Source organism: Paenibacillus sp. EKM301P (genome assembly GCF_011800295.1).
GTDB lineage: Bacteria > Bacillota > Bacilli > Paenibacillales > Paenibacillaceae > Paenibacillus > Paenibacillus polymyxa.
In genome coordinates this window covers 372,005-388,853 of sequence record NZ_JAALFM010000004.1, presented here as the reverse complement: position 1 = coordinate 388,853, position 16,849 = coordinate 372,005, and the positions used below count along the sequence as shown (strand labels likewise).

General features: G+C 44.6%; 14 protein-coding genes. All 14 read right to left on the bottom strand.

Translation table 11 applies throughout. The features are described 5' to 3' along the window. Positions 1-44: 44 nt before the first annotated feature. Positions 45-506 (bottom strand): ribosome maturation factor RimP, encoded by a 462-nt coding sequence (rimP, locus tag HFD99_RS13255; RefSeq protein ID WP_013370719.1) that lies wholly within the window; start codon positions 504-506, stop codon positions 45-47. 314 nt (positions 507-820) lie between these two features. Next, positions 821-5,137, bottom strand: a complete 4,317-nt coding sequence (locus HFD99_RS13250; protein WP_025364654.1) for a PolC-type DNA polymerase III — start codon at positions 5,135-5,137, stop codon at positions 821-823. A gap of 203 nt (positions 5,138-5,340) precedes the next feature. Further along, positions 5,341-6,789 (bottom strand): proline--tRNA ligase, encoded by a 1,449-nt coding sequence (gene proS, locus HFD99_RS13245; protein ID WP_025364653.1) that lies wholly within the window; start codon positions 6,787-6,789, stop codon positions 5,341-5,343. A 50-nt stretch (positions 6,790-6,839) separates the two neighbouring features. Beyond that, positions 6,840-8,111: an RIP metalloprotease RseP gene (gene rseP, locus HFD99_RS13240; RefSeq protein ID WP_017427940.1), complete on the bottom strand. Its 1,272-nt coding sequence runs from the start codon at positions 8,109-8,111 to the stop codon at positions 6,840-6,842. Between the two features lie 108 nt (positions 8,112-8,219). Further along, entirely contained in the window at positions 8,220-9,359 is a 1,140-nt protein-coding gene (locus HFD99_RS13235; protein WP_025364652.1) for a 1-deoxy-D-xylulose-5-phosphate reductoisomerase, read from the bottom strand. 145 nt (positions 9,360-9,504) lie between these two features. Continuing rightward, positions 9,505-10,296, bottom strand: a complete 792-nt coding sequence (locus HFD99_RS13230) for a phosphatidate cytidylyltransferase (RefSeq protein ID WP_016820975.1) — start codon at positions 10,294-10,296, stop codon at positions 9,505-9,507. Positions 10,297-10,313: 17 nt separating this feature from the next. Further along, a complete protein-coding gene (locus HFD99_RS13225) occupies positions 10,314-11,081 on the bottom strand; it encodes an isoprenyl transferase (RefSeq protein WP_016820974.1) in 768 nt (255 codons plus the stop codon). An 85-nt stretch (positions 11,082-11,166) separates the two neighbouring features. Further along, complete coding sequence (gene frr, locus HFD99_RS13220; RefSeq protein WP_014599669.1) at positions 11,167-11,721, bottom strand: ribosome recycling factor; 555 nt, start codon at positions 11,719-11,721, stop codon at positions 11,167-11,169. After that, positions 11,721-12,449, bottom strand: coding sequence for a UMP kinase (pyrH, locus tag HFD99_RS13215; RefSeq protein WP_013309918.1), 729 nt, complete (start codon positions 12,447-12,449; stop codon positions 11,721-11,723). The genes frr and pyrH overlap by 1 nt, the downstream gene beginning before the upstream one ends. A gap of 120 nt (positions 12,450-12,569) precedes the next feature. Then, the gene (gene tsf, locus HFD99_RS13210; RefSeq protein WP_013370709.1) at positions 12,570-13,220 is read right to left on the bottom strand and encodes a translation elongation factor Ts; all 651 of its coding nucleotides are present in this window, start codon (positions 13,218-13,220) and stop codon (positions 12,570-12,572) included. A 132-nt stretch (positions 13,221-13,352) separates the two neighbouring features. Further along, entirely contained in the window at positions 13,353-14,051 is a 699-nt protein-coding gene (gene rpsB / locus HFD99_RS13205; protein ID WP_013309916.1) for a 30S ribosomal protein S2, read from the bottom strand. A 1,195-nt stretch (positions 14,052-15,246) separates the two neighbouring features. Then, positions 15,247-15,894 carry an endolytic transglycosylase MltG gene (locus HFD99_RS13200; RefSeq protein ID WP_019686998.1) on the bottom strand — a complete coding sequence of 216 codons (648 nt, stop codon included), beginning with the start codon at positions 15,892-15,894 and terminating at the stop codon, positions 15,247-15,249. Continuing rightward, positions 15,891-16,415, bottom strand: coding sequence for a DUF6115 domain-containing protein (locus tag HFD99_RS13195; protein ID WP_019686997.1), 525 nt, complete (start codon positions 16,413-16,415; stop codon positions 15,891-15,893). The genes HFD99_RS13200 and HFD99_RS13195 overlap by 4 nt, the downstream gene beginning before the upstream one ends. A 41-nt stretch (positions 16,416-16,456) precedes the next feature. After that, positions 16,457-16,777, bottom strand: a complete 321-nt coding sequence (locus HFD99_RS13190; RefSeq protein WP_016820970.1) for a hypothetical protein — start codon at positions 16,775-16,777, stop codon at positions 16,457-16,459. Positions 16,778-16,849 lie beyond the last annotated feature (72 nt).

Sequence of the window (16,849 nt, the reverse complement as noted above, 5' to 3'; positions counted from 1 at the left end):
AAAAAACATGTAGTACATGTCAAACAGCAACAATCAAATCTGAATTAAAATATGATCGCGAGCCTTGCACCAGCTACCTTGTCATAAGGTATGGTATGCTTCTTTTGTCCGCTTTGGACGGTAAGTTCCCCATCTTCAAAAGAAAGCAAACGGCCTTCGAATTCCTTCAGACCGTTAATCGGCTCGTATGTAGTAACGAATACGTTTTTGCCTACCGCTTTAGTGACATCCTCCGCTTTTTTCAGCGGTCTTTCGGCGCCTGGTGAAGACACTTCCAGAAAATATGCTGTAGAAACAGGGTCATTTTCATCCAGCTTTTGACCCAAATATTCACTGATCATACTACAGTCGTCCAGATCAATTCCTCCGTCTTTATCTACAAAAACGCGAAGAAACCAATTGCTACCCTCTTTGACATACTCGACATCGACCAGTTCAAAACCATGCTCATCGAGGTAAGGTTGGGCCATTTCTTCTACTACTGATTTGATCTTTGGTGTGCTCAAAGATTATAACCTCCAAAAGTGAACTTTCCTGTGGTGAAAAAGAGATACCCTCTTACTGTGGGCAATGCTTCTCCATCACCGGCATTTTCATTTTCATTTGATGTAATGTTCATTTTGGGCTCACTGCAAATAAACCGGCGTACCGGTTGCCTGCCCAAAAATAACCTTTTTTCACGTTGTACCTGTATATCAAACAGTAAAGAGTGGGTTTCCCCACTCTTTTAGCAACGGTTTTATCTCCATGATTACCAAAAAAATTATAACATAACCGTAGTTATGTGACAAGTGCCAGAGCTTGACTACTGTGGTTCAGATTAAAACAGAGACAGCTGATTACTCTCTGGCAGACCTCGAAAGCAACCCATTTGGGACAGCATTTCGACAATGGTTTTACTAGCCTTCGATTTCTGTTGAAAATCCTCAACGGACAAAAATTCACCCTGTTCACGGGCCGCTGCGATGTTACGTGCTGCATTATCTCCAATACCCTGAAGAGCTCCGAACGGAGGAATGAGCGAGTCCCCGTCCACTTTGAAACGAGTAGCTTCGGAACGGTACAAATCAATAGATTTAAAACTAAACCCGCGAGCCGTCATTTCCAAAGCCATCTCCAGAATTGGAAGCATCCCTTTTTCTTTAGGTGGAGCCTGAAAACCAAGCTGCTCAATTTCGACAATCTTCCGTGCAATCGCATCATACCCTTGACAGCACAGGTCAATATCAAAATCGGCTGCACGTACTGAGAAGTAAGTTGCATAATACTCGATCGGATGATACAGCTTGAAATACGCTGTACGCACCGCTGAAATAACATAGGCTGCAGCATGCGCTTTCGGAAACATGTACTGGATTTTTAGACAGGAATCAATGTACCACTGCGGCACCTTGCATTTTTTCATTTCTTCAATCCATTCGGCACTAAGCCCTTTACCTTTACGTACGCTCTCCGTAATTTTAAAGGCCAGACCTGCATCCATCCCCGCCTTGTAAATCAAAAACAGCATAATATCATCCCGACAACCAATTACGGTCTTGATGTTACATGTATTATTTTTAATCAACTCTTGTGCGTTCCCCAGCCATACACCCGTACCGTGAGACAAACCGGATATTTGCAGTAAATCGGCAAAAGAACTCGGCTGCGACTCTACCAGCATCTGGCGTACAAATTTTGTTCCCATCTCTGGTACACCATAGGTGGCAACAGGCGTGCGGATTTGCTGCGGTGTTACACCGAGTGCCTCCGTGGAGTTGAACATGCTCATCACCTTGGGATCATTCATTGGAATGGTCGTAGGGTCAACCCCGGTCAAATCCTGAAGCATTCTCATCATGGTCGGATCATCATGGCCCAGAATATCGAGCTTGAGTAAGTTCGCATCAAAAGCGTGATAATCAAAATGCGTCGTTTTCCATTCCGAGCTCGTATCATCAGCCGGATACTGTACTGGTGTAATGTCCTCGACCTCAATATAATCAGGAACAACAACGATCCCGCCCGGATGCTGTCCGGTACTACGTTTTACACCCGTACAACCAGAAGCCAGCCTGTTCAGCTCGGCTCCGCGCCATTTTTTATGATGTGCCTCTTCATATTTTTTGGCAAATCCAAACGCCGTTTTCTCAGCTACTGTACCAATAGTTCCTGCACGGAAAACGCTTTTTTCACCAAACAATACTTTCGTATAATTATGGGCAACAGGTTGATATTCACCAGAGAAGTTCAAGTCAATATCGGGAACTTTATCTCCTTTAAAACCGAGGAACGTTTCAAAAGGTATATCCTGCCCCTCACCCTTGAGCTTGCCACCGCAATTTGGACAGTTTTTATCTGGCAAGTCAAAACCGCTTGGAACACTTCCATCCAAAAACCATTCGCTGTGTTTACAGTCAGAATTACCGCAAATATAATGGGCGGGCAGCGGATTTACCTCAGAAATACCGAGAAAAGTAGCAACTACAGAAGAACCAACAGACCCCCGTGAACCTACCAAGTATCCATCCTGGTTAGACTTTTTAACCAGACGTTCAGAAATGAGATAGTTAGCGGAGAAACCGTATTTAATAATAGGTTCCAATTCTTTTTCAAGGCGAGCTACAACAACCTCAGGTAAGGATTCACCATAAATGGATCGAGCCGTCTCATAGCATGTATTGCGAATTTCCTCATCTGCTCCGTCCAGTAAGGGCGTAAAAAGCTTGTCAGGGAACAGTTCCAGTTCTTCAAAACGCTCTGCCAGCTCGCTAGTATTTGTCACAACAACTTCATACGCTTTTTCCTCGCCCAAAAACTCGAACTCTGCCAGCATTTCATCCGTTGTACGTAAATGAGCATCTGGCTTTCGGATATCCTTTAGCGGGCTAAATCCAGTAATGCCGTGAATGGTAATATCACGGTACAGCTTATCGCGAGTTTCCAAATAGTGAACATTGCCTGTAGCAATCACGGGCTTATCAAGACGTTTTCCTATTTCGCATACTTTACGTATGGCCGTTTTTAGTGCATCAGGCCCGCTTACCAGTTGCTTTTCCACCAGATGCATATACATCGTCAAAGGTTGAATCTCCAACACATCATAAAACTGTGCAATCTCCTCGGCTTCTTCCTCGGACTTGTTCAACACGGCCTCGAAGAATTCTCCTTTTTCGCAGCCAGAAATAATAAGCAATCCGTCTCTCATCTCAGACAATTTCGATTTAGGAATACAAGGCACACGCTTGAAATATTCGGTATGAGACATAGAAACCAGCTTGTACAGATTTTTTTTACCAACCGGATTGAGAGCATAAATGCAGCAGTGGAAAGGACGAACAGTCGATAGGTCCTTTCCCACATAATCATTCAAGCGGTCGAGCATTTTAAAACCCTTAATTTGCTCTGCATCGTTTAGTAGTCCGTTTAACACTTCTGCCAACGCAACTGTATCATCAATAGCCCGGTGATGGCTTTCCAACGCGACTTTATATTTAGTAGTCAGTGTGTTCAGACGGTGATTTTTCAACGTAGGAAACAGCAAACGAGCCAGTTCCAGCGTATCCAGCACCGGATTGGTCATTTCGGGCAAACCCATCTTTCGAAGAGTGGCCTGGATAAAGCCGACATCAAACCGCGCATTATGAGCAACCAATACAGCATCACCAGCAAAAGCTACGAACTCCTTCATAACAGGTTCGACATCCGGCGCATCCTTGACCATTTCATCGTTAATGTTGGTCAGTTGCTGAATGTTGTAGGGTATACGTTCATGCGGATTGACAAAGGTTGCATAACGATCAATTTCCTTGCCCTCATGCATTTTAACAGCAGCAATCTCAATGATTTTATTTTGTGTAACTGACAAACCCGTGGTTTCAATATCAAAAACGACATAAGTCGCTGTTTTCAAATTTAAAGGCTGTGCCTGCATTACAACTTCGACAGCATCATTAACTACATTGGCCTCAATGCCGTAGATCATTTTAATGCCGTTCTTCTTTGCAGCCTTAGCAGCATCAGGGTAGCATTGCACACCGCCATGATCTGTGACCGCAATCGCTTTGTGCCCCCATTTGGCGGCTGTTTTGACATATTGATCAATCGAGGCGACAGCATCCATGGCGCTCATCTTTGTGTGTAGATGAAACTCAACCCGTTTTTCCGCTGCATTATCCTTACGTCCAGGTGGGGCCTGTACTTCAACTAGATCGGAAGGAATCATAACCAACTCAGGAATTTGCATAAAACGGTCATATTCAACTCGTCCCCGCACTTTGACCCATTTACCGTTAGCCAACAGACTGAGAATTTTTAGATCTTCTTTAGTTTTAGCAAACATTTTCATTTGCAAAGAATCACTAAAGTCTGTCAAATAATACGTAAACAACGTACTGCCATTGCGCAATTCTTTACTGTCCAAACCGAAGATTGTTCCTTGTAGGGTGACTTTCTTCTCTTCGTCCTGAATCTCTTGCATCGGAATAGCCGGTTCTTTGATGTCATAACCAAATTGAAGCCGCACGTCCCCTTCTTCTTCTTCCAAAGGTGGCATTTCAGCTTCCATACTTTCCATCATCTGCTGAATAACTTCGCGTTCTTCCTGCATTTTCTTTTCCTGGAATTCCTGTAATGCCTCCTGGTTACTTTCACCCACCTGAACTTTAATACGCATAGAGAGCCCGAAATATTTATCGTAAAACTTAATAATAGCTTGATCTATCTGCTTTTTACGCGCTAGTTCCAATGACATACTATCGCTCATTGTTAGTAATAATAGACCGTCTTCCCACTCATGCACAGCCCGGTTCATCCAACCGTTAACAGATGGAATTTCACGGTGCACCCACTCTAAAAAAAGCTTCCAGTATTCACCGATAATATCACCAGGTTGAACCTGCTCACTGTACTGAAAGCGGAATGTGATTTTAGCGATATGACTCATTTTTTCCTGTACTTGAATACAGAACGTACGATACACCTGAGCGGGGACCAGTGTCTCCTTGGCAATAGTGATATTCCAATCCTTGTTGGTACGGCTAATCTCAACCTGATCGATCCAACCGTCCAAAAAATAAGGATCAACCACTCCTGCCGGCATTACAACCTGCTTCATTAGCAGTTCCAGCCGCTTTCTCTTTTCTTCAGCTCCGCCCATGGCTCTCCCCCCGATTTCCAATCTACCTTTCTGAAAACATGAAAAGCTTCTGCGTCTAAAAACATCTCCGACCGCAAAAGCTTTTCGTAGCCTTCTTCAACCCTCATCACAATAATATAGATAGTAGTCCGGAATATTAATCCGTAACAGCTATTCCTGTTGGCGAAGAGAATGAAGTGAGTATAGGGTATTGCTCTTCTTTATTAGTACGCCCGTGCGAACACTACTGTATGCTTGGCTGGTTTGCCACAGCACAAACATGTTGTCTTTTGCTCGGTTGTTTTAAACGGTATGTTACGGCTTGTAGCGCCTGTCACTTCTTTAACTTTGTCTTCACATTCTTCAGATCCGCACCAACCAGCCAAAGTAAAGCCACGTTTCTCTTCCATGAGAGTCTTCATCTCATCCAATGTATCGACGGAATAGAAGTTTTCTTCCATGAAGTTCTTTGCACGGTCAAACATCTCTTGTTGTACCTGTGCGAGCATCGCGTGTACTTCTTCAAGCAGATTGTCCTGTTGGACAATCTTTTTCTCGCCGCTGATACGGGATACGAGCACACAGACACCGTTTTCCATATCACGAGGGCCGATTTCCAGACGAACCGGTACACCGCGCATTTCATATTCATTAAACTTCCAGCCTGGACTTACATCACTGCGGTCGTCTATTTTAACACGGACACCCGCTTGTTTCAACTCGGCAAACAATTCATCTGCACGAGCGATAACTGCATCACGTTTCTTAGGTGGTCCAATAGGAACCATAATAACCTGCGTAGGTGCCACCTTAGGAGGCAGTGCAAGACCACGGTCATCTCCATGGACCATAATCAATGCACCGATCAAACGTGTACTTGTTCCCCAAGATGTCGTATGCGCGAATTCCAGGTTGTTTTCGCGGCTCAAATATTTAATGTCAAACGCAACGGCAAAGTTAGTTCCCATGTAGTGGGACGTTCCAGCTTGTACCGCTCGTCCATCTTTCATCATCGCTTCCAGTGAAAATGTATCCTTCGCACCTGCAAACTTTTCAGAAGGTGTTTTCTGTCCAGTAATAACCGGAATAGCTAGAACTTCCTCAATGACCTCACGATAAACTTCCAGCATTTTCATCGTTTCTTCACGTGCTTCTTCTTCTGTTTCATGTGCTGTGTGACCTTCTTGCCACAAAAATTCACTTGTTCGCAAGAAAGGCAGCGTACGTTTTTCCCAACGCACCACATTAGCCCATTGGTTAATTAGCACAGGCAGGTCACGATAGGATTGAATCCATTTCGAGTACATATGACCGATCATCGTTTCTGAAGTTGGACGGATTGCAAGACGCTCTTCCAGCTTTTCCCCACCAGCCTCAGTCACCCATGGCAGTTCAGGATTAAATCCCTCCACATGCTCTTTTTCTTTTTGGAAAAAGCTTTCTGGGATAAACATTGGAAAATAAGCATTGCGATGTCCCGTTTCTCTGAAACGCACATCCATAGCTTCCTTAATGTGCTCCCAAATCTCAAAACCATCGGGACGGAATACAATGCACCCGCGAACTGGCGAGTAATCCATCAGTTCTGCTTTTTTAATAACATCAATATACCATCGGGAAAAATCTTCGCTCTGCGGCGTGATTTCCTCGACAAACTGTTTATCATTCGACATAGAAATGCATGTCCTCCCATACAAACCATTTTTATAATGACCGTCTCTAATTAACCATTAATTAAGCGTAAAATATCGTTATACGTGACCGCAATCATTAGCAGGAATAGCATAGCAAAACCAACGAAATGGACCATTCCCTCCCTGCTCGGATCAACAGGACGTCCTCTTACCGCCTCAACACCAAGGAAAACAAGTCTACTTCCATCCAACGCCGGAATAGGTAGTAGATTGAATATCCCCAGATAAAGACTCATGATCGCAGTCCAATATGTCAACTGCTCAATGCCTTGCTTAGCGATTTGTCCCGTCACTTCAAAAGTACGTACGGGGCCTCCCAGGTCATTGATAGAAAAGCGTTGGATAAGCTGGCTAAATCCTTGAAAAATAATATCTGTCGTTCTGACCATAGATTGTCCGGCAAATTTGAATGTTTCCCCTACACCAGCTTGGCGTTTTGGAAGTTCAGGCACAATGCCCACCTTGCCACCCTTTTGTCCTTCCATTGCACGAGGTGTTATCGTAAGATCAAAGGTTTTATCATCACGGCGAACTGTCCACTTCATCGGCTTGTCTTGAGAATCCGCAATCAGTTTGATCATGTTTTCAACATTCGCACCAATTGCAACTCCGTTCACCGATTCGATGATATCTCCCTTATGCAAATCAGCTTCAGCAGCTGGCATACCTGCTGTAATTTCACTAATTTGGACATACGTCGGGTTGTCCACTTGTATGCCGACCATCTGGATGTGCAAACCAAACAGAATAAAGGCAAGAATAAAATTCATCAGGGGGCCAGCAAATATAGCCATCGCACGCTGTCCTACTGTTTTACTCCCATACTGTCGATCCTTCGGTGCAATTTGAATGGATTGTCCTTTGGTTACCATCATCGCTTGTGGGTGTACAGTGTATTGCTGATCTTCGCCATCCACATCCAATTTTACAGTTAACGCTTGTTCCAGATCAATCTCCAACACTTCACCGCGCACTACATTTTTGCGGTTATCCAGTTGGTCCAAATAGATGGTCTTAACGACGCCATCTGTCACGCGTACAGCAATCGTTTGTCCGGTTTCAATTTCATTGACCTCCGGATCTTCACCCGCCATACGTGCAAAACCACCGAACGGCAGCAACCGTAGCGTAAATCGTGTCTCGTTTCTTTTATAAGAGAACAGTTTCGGACCGAAACCGATCGCAAACTCCCGTACCAGAATCCCGGCGCGTTTGGCAAAATAATAATGCCCCCATTCATGCACCGTCACTATGACGAAAAACATGAGCACCGTCATCAACACTATTTGAATCGTTTCCAATCGTTTCCGTTCCCCTTTCAATGAGATCGAGTTTGTCTTCCTAGATTATCATTATTCTCCGAACCCGCACAAGAGAATCACAATTCGTTTCTTGACCCCAACATTAACCTACAACTTCGAAGCTATACTACGAGTCTCGCGGTCACAAGTTTCAATCGCAGACAAATCAGGATCAGCCATATTGACATGCTGTTCTAGCACCTGTTCAATAATCGCTTCAATATGCAGAAAAGAAATTTCTCCACGTAAGAAACGAGCAACAGCAATCTCATTAGCAGCATTAAAAGCGGTCGGTGCTGTACCACCCATTTTACCACATTCGAAGGCAAGCCTTAAACAAGGAAAACGATTAAAATCCATTTCCTTAAAGTGGAGTTTGCCCACTTCAGCCAATGACAGAGGCTTTGCCGGAGACTTCATCCGCTCAGGATAAGTTAATGCATATTGAATGGGTACTCTCATGTCAGGGTTCCCAAGTTGAGCAACAATGCTTGTATCTTGAAACTCGACGTAGGAGTGAATAATGCTTTCCGGATGAAGCAGCACATGGATCTGCTCATAGCTAAGCCCAAACAACCAATGTGCCTCGATGACTTCCAACCCTTTGTTTACCATCGTTGCTGAATCAATTGTAATTTTGGCCCCCATTGACCAATTAGGATGCTTAAGTGCATCTTCCACGGTAACTTCACGCAGCTGTTCTCTTGTCAAATCTCGAAAAGAACCGCCTGATGCTGTGAGGGTAATATGTGCCACATCTTTCATACGCTCACCATTCAAGCATTGGAAAATAGCTGAATGCTCACTGTCAATCGGCAGCAACGGCACTCCTTTCGCCCGAGCTCGCGCTGTGACCAGATGACCAGCCGTAACTAGTGTTTCCTTATTGGCTAAACCGATCTGTTTTCCAGCCTCAATCGCGGCCAGCGTGGAGTGCAATCCGACACTGCCCATTACAGCTGTCACAACCATATCCGCCTCTGTGTTCGCGGCCAGCTCAACGAGTCCTTCATTTCCCCAGTGTAGTTCGATTCCAGAAGGCAGTAAAGGACGAATTTCATCGGCTAACTGCTGAGTACCGACAGACACTTTTTTGGGATGATAGAGACGCGCTTGCTCAGCAAGCAACTTTATATTGGAGCCACCTGCTAAAGCCTCAACAGTGAACTGATCTGGGTGCATGCACACCACATCCAACGTTTGAGTTCCAATAGATCCGGTTGAACCAAGTACCGTAATTCTTTTCATGATGCACCTTCCTATCCTGAAAATCACTTTTATCAGGAACTCATTGTTTGTTATCCAGGCAACTATGGAGCTGATTCTATCCTTCTAATAGCGCAAGGCTAACAGTATAAAGGTTGGTCCTCAGCATAAGTTGTAATCACCAGGCTTATGGAAGCAGCATCAGCATATGTACAAATGGAAAAACGACAATCCAGCTGTCGCAGCGGTCTAGTATACCACCGTGCCCTGGCAGCAGATTACCAGAATCTTTGATGCCGTACACTCGTTTGTATGCAGATTGTACCAAATCGCCCAGTTGTCCCACAACAGCACATGACAAACCGATGCCGAAGGCTTTACCCCAGGGTAACAGTCCACCTGACAAACCAGCGAATACCAGAGCTATAACCAGCGCTAAAACAACTCCGCCAATGGACCCTTCGACCGTTTTATTTGGACTAATCGCAGGCCATAGCTTCGTCTTCCCTGCCATTTTGCCTACAAAATATGCCCCTGCATCGCTTGCCCAAATACAAGACAACAACAAAAAAGTCCATAACAGTCCATGTTCCATATGACGTGATTCCGCAATATACGAAAATCCAAATCCTATATATACAGTACCAAGAAATAGTATAGCTACCGTTTGAATCGGGATTTTATTTTTCGTTCCTACTGTGATCATCATAAACACTATCATTACCAACCAGAGCAAACTGGCAAAGGGTAGCGGTGAATGCAAACCCAAAGGTTGATATGGGAATACAAATGCTAATATGCTTACGTAGCCAAGTATTGCTGTACCTCCAAAAGGAGATACCTGCGTCATTCGAGCGAACTCATAAAATCCGATTAGGGCCATCACCAATATAAGCAAATGGTAGGCCAAGCCGCCCCACAGGACCATTGCCAAAAAGAATATGCCTGCCAGAATACCGGTAATTAATCTCTGTCTCAACGGCTTTCATCCTCCATTTACTTCAGTCCGCCATACCGTCGTGATCTTTTCTGATATTCGATCACTGCTTCGTATAAGTGCTCTTTCTTAAACTCGGGCCAATAAATATCAGTAAACCACAGTTCACTATAAGCAAGCTGCCAAAGCATAAAATTACTGAGTCTAAGCTCCCCGCTTGTTCGAATCAATAAATCAGGATCTGGCATACCCGTAGAAAGCAACGTGTTGCCAATTAGCTCAGATGTTATATCTTCCGGCTTCAGCTTTCCATCCTCAATTTGACGGCCCAATGCTTGCATGCATTCTGTGATCTCCAACCGACTGCCATAATTTAATGCAAAATTAAGTACAAGTCCGGTATTATTTTCGGTACGTCGAGTCGCTTCAGTCAGCGCTTCAACGGTATGAGAAGGTAAATGCTCCTTGTTTCCCATCATACGCACTTGCACATTTTTTTCAACTAGCTCATCCAGCTCAATTGCCAAAAATTCTTGAGGCAGTTTCATTAGAAAATCAACTTCGTCCTTTGGACGTGTCCAATTCTCAGTTGAAAAAGCAAATAAAGTTAAATACTTAATACCCAGTTCATCCGCTGCAATTGCTGTGCGTTTCACTGCCTTCATTCCATTTTGATGCCCTACAATCCGCGGCATTCCAATCCGTTTGGCCCATCTGCCGTTCCCATCCATGATGACAGCAACATGCTGCGGAATATTGTCTTTTGAAATGGCCGGTGTTTGCTGTTTTTGTTCCCCGTTCCACCAAGACCGAACCCGTTTGATCATTCCAGTTCCTCCAGCATTCTCTGAAAATGTGCCTCAGGCTTGAAAAGAGACAAACCCCACCGTAAGGGAGGGGCTGCCAATCTTTTTAAACTTCCATAATTTCTTTTTCTTTTGCAGCTAAAACTTTATCTACTTCAGCGATAAACTTGTCAGTCGTCTTCTGGATATCTTCCTGGTGCTTACGAGATTCGTCCTCGGAAATATCACTTTTCTCCATTTTTTTGATATCATCATTTGCATCACGACGAATGTTACGAATAGCGATTTTTGCTTCTTCACCGCTCTTTTTCGTCAGCTTCACCAAATCAGTTCTGCGCTCCTCCGTTAAAGCAGGAATACTCAGACGAATGGTGTTACCATCATTCGAAGGCGTCAAACCTAAATCGGATTTTTGGATAGCACGCTCGATATCAGCCAAAGAAGATTTGTCCCAAGGCTGAATCATCAAGGTCCGACTGTCAGGTGTATTGATATTCGCCAGCTGATTGACTGGAGTCATTGCGCCGTAATATTCAACCTGCACACGGTCCAGTAATGCTGGTGTTGCCCGTCCTGCACGCAAAGATGCAAGATCACGTTGCAATGCCTGGATTGCTTTTTGCATGCGCTCTTCAGCGCTCTTTTTCACAGATTGTGGCATTAATTTACACTCCCTTTGACGATCGTACCAATTTTTTCACCCAGTACGACACGTTTAATGTTACCTTGCTCTGTAATAGCAAAGACAATCAACGGAATATTGTTATCCATGCACAGCGAGGAAGCTGTAGAATCCATGACACCGAGATTTTTGTTAAGCACATCTAAATACGTAAGCTGCTCATATTTTTCAGCTGTGCTATCTTTAAACGGATCGGCGGAGTACACACCATCTACTTTATTTTTAGCCATCAGAATCACTTCTGCTTCAATCTCAGCGGCACGTAGAGCAGCTGTAGTATCAGTCGAGAAGAACGGATTACCCGTACCTGCAGCAAAAATTACGACCCGACCTTTTTCCAAGTGACGGATAGCTCTACGGCGGATGTAAGGTTCTGCAATCTGTTGCATCGCGATGGATGTTTGTACACGCGTAGGCACTTCAATTTGTTCCAAAGCATCCTGTAAAGCCAGTGAGTTCATCACCGTTGCGAGCATACCCATGTAATCTGCCGTTGCCCGGTCAATCCCATTGGCACTTCCAGCAATACCACGCCAGATATTACCGCCTCCGCACACAATAGCAACTTCTACTCCTAGTTCCACCACGTCCTTGACTTGCTCAGCAATCGACGCAATAGTATCCGCATCAATACCGTAACCGTTAGGACCTGACAGCGACTCCCCACTAACTTTCAGAACAACACGTTTAAACACAGGTTTTTCCAAATGATCACCCTCCAATTTCATATATTCTTTATGTAACAGGATAGGTGTCCTGTTGCAAGAAAAGGAACACCGATGTGTTCCATTTCTGTTTATTCATATGCAATTACCGATCGTTGGTAATTATTGTTTCACTTGAGACATAACTTCTTCGTAGAAGTTGTCTTCTTTTTTCTCCAGACCTTCACCCAGTTCGAAACGAACAAAGCGACGTACGGAGATGTTTTCACCAATCGTGCTGATTTTCTCGTTGATCAGTGTGGAGATTGTTTTGTCTGGATCTTTAATGAAAGATTGCTCCAGCAAGCAGAACTCTTCGTAGAATTTACCGATGCGGCCTTCAACCATTTTTTCAACGATTTTTTCTGGTTTTCCTTCGTTCAAAGCTTGTGCTTTCAGGATTTCTTTTTCTTTTTCAATCTCTTCCTGTGGCACTTCTTCGCGACGAACATAACGAGGGTTCGATGCAGCGATATGCATTGCAATGTCACGAACAAAATCTTTGAACTGGTCAGTTTTCGCCACGAAGTCTGTTTCGCAGTTTACTTCTACCAGTACGCCAATACGGCCGCCAGCATGGATGTAGGATTCAACAACGCCTTCAGTAGCAATACGGCCTGCTTTGTTGGCTGCAGCTGCAAGTCCTTTTTCACGTAGAACTTCAACCGCTTTTGTCAAATCACCATTTGCTTCTTCAAGCGCTTTTTTACAATCCAGCATTCCTGCGCCTGTTTTTTCACGAAGCTCTTTTACTGCGCTAGCATTAACTGCCATATTATTTCCCTCCAAATTTGATTTTCAGTGGTATATGCGAGCTTTATTCCTTAAAAAAAGGGTAGTGAGAGGTTTTCCACCTACCAACCACCCTTTTCATTTAATTCGTATAGGTATTTCCGTTTGGAAATATTATGCTGTAGTTTCTTCGCCTTGGTTAGCTTCCATAACTGCATCAGCCATTTTACCTGTCAGCAATTTAACAGCGCGGATCGCGTCGTCATTACCTGGGATAACATAGTCGATTTCGTCTGGATCGCAGTTTGTATCAACGATACCCACGATTGGGATACCCAATTTGCGAGCTTCAGCAACCGCGATACGTTCTTTGCGCGGATCAATGATGAACAGAGCACTTGGAAGGCCCTTCATGTTCTTGATACCGCCCAAGAATTTTTCAAGACGATCTTTTTCTTTGCGAAGAATGATAACTTCTTTTTTAGGAAGAACAGCAAATGTACCATCTTCTTCCCAAGCTTCCAATTGTTTCAAACGATCAATACGTTTTTGAATGGTTTGGAAGTTAGTCAGTGTACCACCCAACCAACGTTGGTTGATGTAGAATTGACCAGCGCGTGCTGCTTCTTCTTTAACAGAATCTTGCGCTTGTTTCTTCGTGCCTACGAACAGAATTGTACCATTCTCAGCTGCAATGCTTTTTACGAAGTTGTAAGCTTCCTCAACCTTTTTCACTGTCTTTTGCAAGTCAATGATGTAAATACCGTTTCTTTCAGTGAAGATATAACGATCCATTTTCGGGTTCCAGCGACGTGTTTGGTGACCAAAGTGAACCCCAGCTTCCAAAAGCTGTTTCATGGAGATTACTGCCATCTTCACGCACCTCCTAAGTTTGGTTTTTTTGTGTGTCCTCCGCCGACATCATTTTTTATAAAAACTTCCTATTGGAAGCACCCTTTATAAAATTAACCGACGTGCGTTTTTAACACCGTCAATTAATATACCATAACACTTGCAGCGTTGCAACCAGCTTTTCGACAATAATTGAAACGGTGTAAAAAGCAACCCGTACACTTCCATCTGCCTGGCTTCTTAGAAAAATGTTTGTGAAAATAAAGTGTTAGACTCTCGCACTGCATTGAACGGACAGATAGTTCCAATATGTGCCCTGTTAGCCGCATCTGTTCAAGTCTTTCTTATATAGATGGCGCCATGCTGGGCGTACATTAAAAAGCCATGACCGACTAACGGCCAAGGCTTTTTACACACGATCGAAATCGGTACCAATTCCCGATTAGTGCCCCATCATCGCTGGGTCCTAGCTGTCCCCGCCGACGGTACCTTCTTCTTCCTGGTGTTGCGGTTTACGCAGAAGGAGCGACAGAGCTACACACGCAGTCGTTAGGCACGCGGACAGGAAGAACGTATCGCCGTAACCCGCGACGACAGCATTCAACAGATTCGCGTCCGCTCCCGCATTTGCGGTGTGGGAAGCGATTTGCGACGTCAGATAACCCGTCAGGCCTGCGACCGCGAACGAGAGGACAGCTTGCTGAGCCGCTGTTGTCAATGGTGTGACTCGGCTCACCAGGCGGAGAGGCGCAGAGTTCAGAACATGCGTGTTGAGCGGCATCATGGAGAAGCCCATTCCGAGACCCATGGTGCAGATGCATAGGATAATAACCCAGAGCGGAGAATCCACCGATATACGGGACAAGATGAATAGAGAAAATTAGGAATAGAATTGTTTTATTGTTTTTTTATTCATCAATGCCGCTATCGATTATTTCATAGCGTTAATTTGTGTTCAATTTATTTTATATCCCTCTCCGATAGATCTGAATATTGATCCAAATTGAGGATAGTTTTAACAATACACCGTGGTGTAATCCGCTAGGAGATGACCTTTGAATCCTTCAGGGGTCTTTTTATGTCCAACTAGCTCTGAATTGCAATAGGCTATGCCGTAAGCTATTGTGGGCGCTTCATACCCACTTTGAACTAAACAATAAAAAATCACTTTTGTTCGCATCGAAAAAAATAAAAAGCCGTCCTCTTCCCGATTAGGTCAGTTGGACGGCTTTTTCGTTATTTTAGTAATAATAGAACTGAAATCCTCACCTTTAGCAAACTGATAGGTGCCTGTACGAATTTTGGTATTGATTTTTTGAGCCTTAGCTGCTGCCTCAAATGCACTAGCATCCGATACGACTCCTGCCCGTTCCAATCCAGATGCCACACTTCTTAAATTGCTCCCTGATGCAATGCTATATTGCACTTGTGGAGTGGCAGGCTGCTTGGGAATATTGGGAGTGGCTGTAGTGCCAGTTCTTTGAGTTTCCGGCTTGTTCGGACTTTGTGGTACCGACGTGCTGGTCGAAGGCTTAGAAGCAGCCGAGGATGTGCTGTTTGCAGGTACCTTAGGTGTTGAAGGCGTTTGAGCTGGTTTAGCCTTTTGAGGTGCAACTGGAGTCTTGTTGCCTTCCTTGATCAGCTTATTCCGCCATTCCTCTTCTGTCATTTTCGGATCAGAACTGTCACTGATCTGAAGATTTAACTCGGCTGCTGCCTCTTCTAGTTGTTCTCGCGTCATGTTTTTCGGGTCTGCCGAAGATTGCTGCGACTGCCCCTGACCAATTATTGCCAGCTGCAGCAGCAATGCCCCCATGATAAGACCAGTACCCATGCCTAACATAAATGAGCGGTTTTTGATCATATCACATCCTCCCGTTCCGCGAGTTGTAATATGAGCTGTACTTCGCCCCGCTGGATGCCTGATTGCTTAGCTATATAATCCACCGACTTGCCTTGCTCATGCATCGCGAATAACTCTTGATAACGATCTCGGATGGACTCTTGTTCCTGCTCAGTTTGAGGCTCTTGCAATGCCGTTTGCTCCTCTAAAGTTACAAAAGAAGCTTCTGAATCTGAGATTGGCATAGAGACGGTAGCAAGCATTGCCTGACGCTCAAGCTCCACAATACGATTCCGAAGCTCAGCTACTTGCTCCTGTAATGCTGCCTGCTTAACCGCATGCTCCTGCTTCATACCAGATACGAGTTCAATCAGCTCGTCATTATCGTTTTCAATATCGGCCAGATATTGCTCCAATGTAGCCTCAACCTTTTGAACGACGGCCTCTTCAGTTCCCCGGCTTGGCTGGCGCTTTGGCAGAAGCCAGGCGTAGACAACAGCTGCGGCTCCCAGCAGAACAATATAAATCCATGGTTGATCCACTGCCCATCGTCTCCTTTTATAACGCTTCTCCACCCATTGGATCAGAGCGAAAAATCAATATGATGTCCCTTATACGGATGCTCTGCCGGATGCTCCTTAGGTAGCTCAGTCTCATCTGAGCGAGAGCGGCTCTGCTGGGAAGAATCTCTGCTCTGCTCACCTGTTTGCCTCTCACCGACGAATGTTTCCGCAGACTGATCTATGGCACTGCTTCGCTGACGCATGTTCTCCGTCTCCAGCGCAGTCTTTTGTCCAAGTAATGCCTGGTCATTCATTGGCCGCTGCTGGGACTCACTATGGTATTTGCCTGCTTCACTGGTGCGAGGTACAGCAATTTGCAATTCAACAGCCTTCAAGCTCATGGGACCACACCCTTTCCGATTGGGCATCCGTATCAGACTACCGAGAAATATAATAAATTGAATTATTATCAG

Excerpts from the sequence above, each read along its gene's own strand:
- HFD99_RS13250 (WP_025364654.1), bottom strand. The coding sequence starts at position 5,137 with ATGGGCGGAGCTGAAGAAAAGAGAAAGCGGCTGGAACTGCTAATGAAG.
- proS (WP_025364653.1), bottom strand. The coding sequence starts at position 6,789 with ATGTCGAATGATAAACAGTTTGTCGAGGAAATCACGCCGCAGAGCGAA.
- HFD99_RS13235 (WP_025364652.1), bottom strand. The coding sequence starts at position 9,359 with ATGAAAAGAATTACGGTACTTGGTTCAACCGGATCTATTGGAACTCAA.
- HFD99_RS13225 (WP_016820974.1), bottom strand. The coding sequence starts at position 11,081 with ATGATCAAACGGGTTCGGTCTTGGTGGAACGGGGAACAAAAACAGCAA.
- frr (WP_014599669.1), bottom strand. The coding sequence starts at position 11,721 with ATGCCACAATCTGTGAAAAAGAGCGCTGAAGAGCGCATGCAAAAAGCA.
- tsf (WP_013370709.1), bottom strand. The coding sequence starts at position 13,220 with ATGGCAGTTAATGCTAGCGCAGTAAAAGAGCTTCGTGAAAAAACAGGC.
- rpsB (WP_013309916.1), bottom strand. The coding sequence starts at position 14,051 with ATGGCAGTAATCTCCATGAAACAGCTTTTGGAAGCTGGGGTTCACTTT.
- HFD99_RS13200 (WP_019686998.1), bottom strand. The coding sequence starts at position 15,894 with ATGATCAAAAACCGCTCATTTATGTTAGGCATGGGTACTGGTCTTATC.
- HFD99_RS13190 (WP_016820970.1), bottom strand. The coding sequence starts at position 16,777 with ATGAGCTTGAAGGCTGTTGAATTGCAAATTGCTGTACCTCGCACCAGT.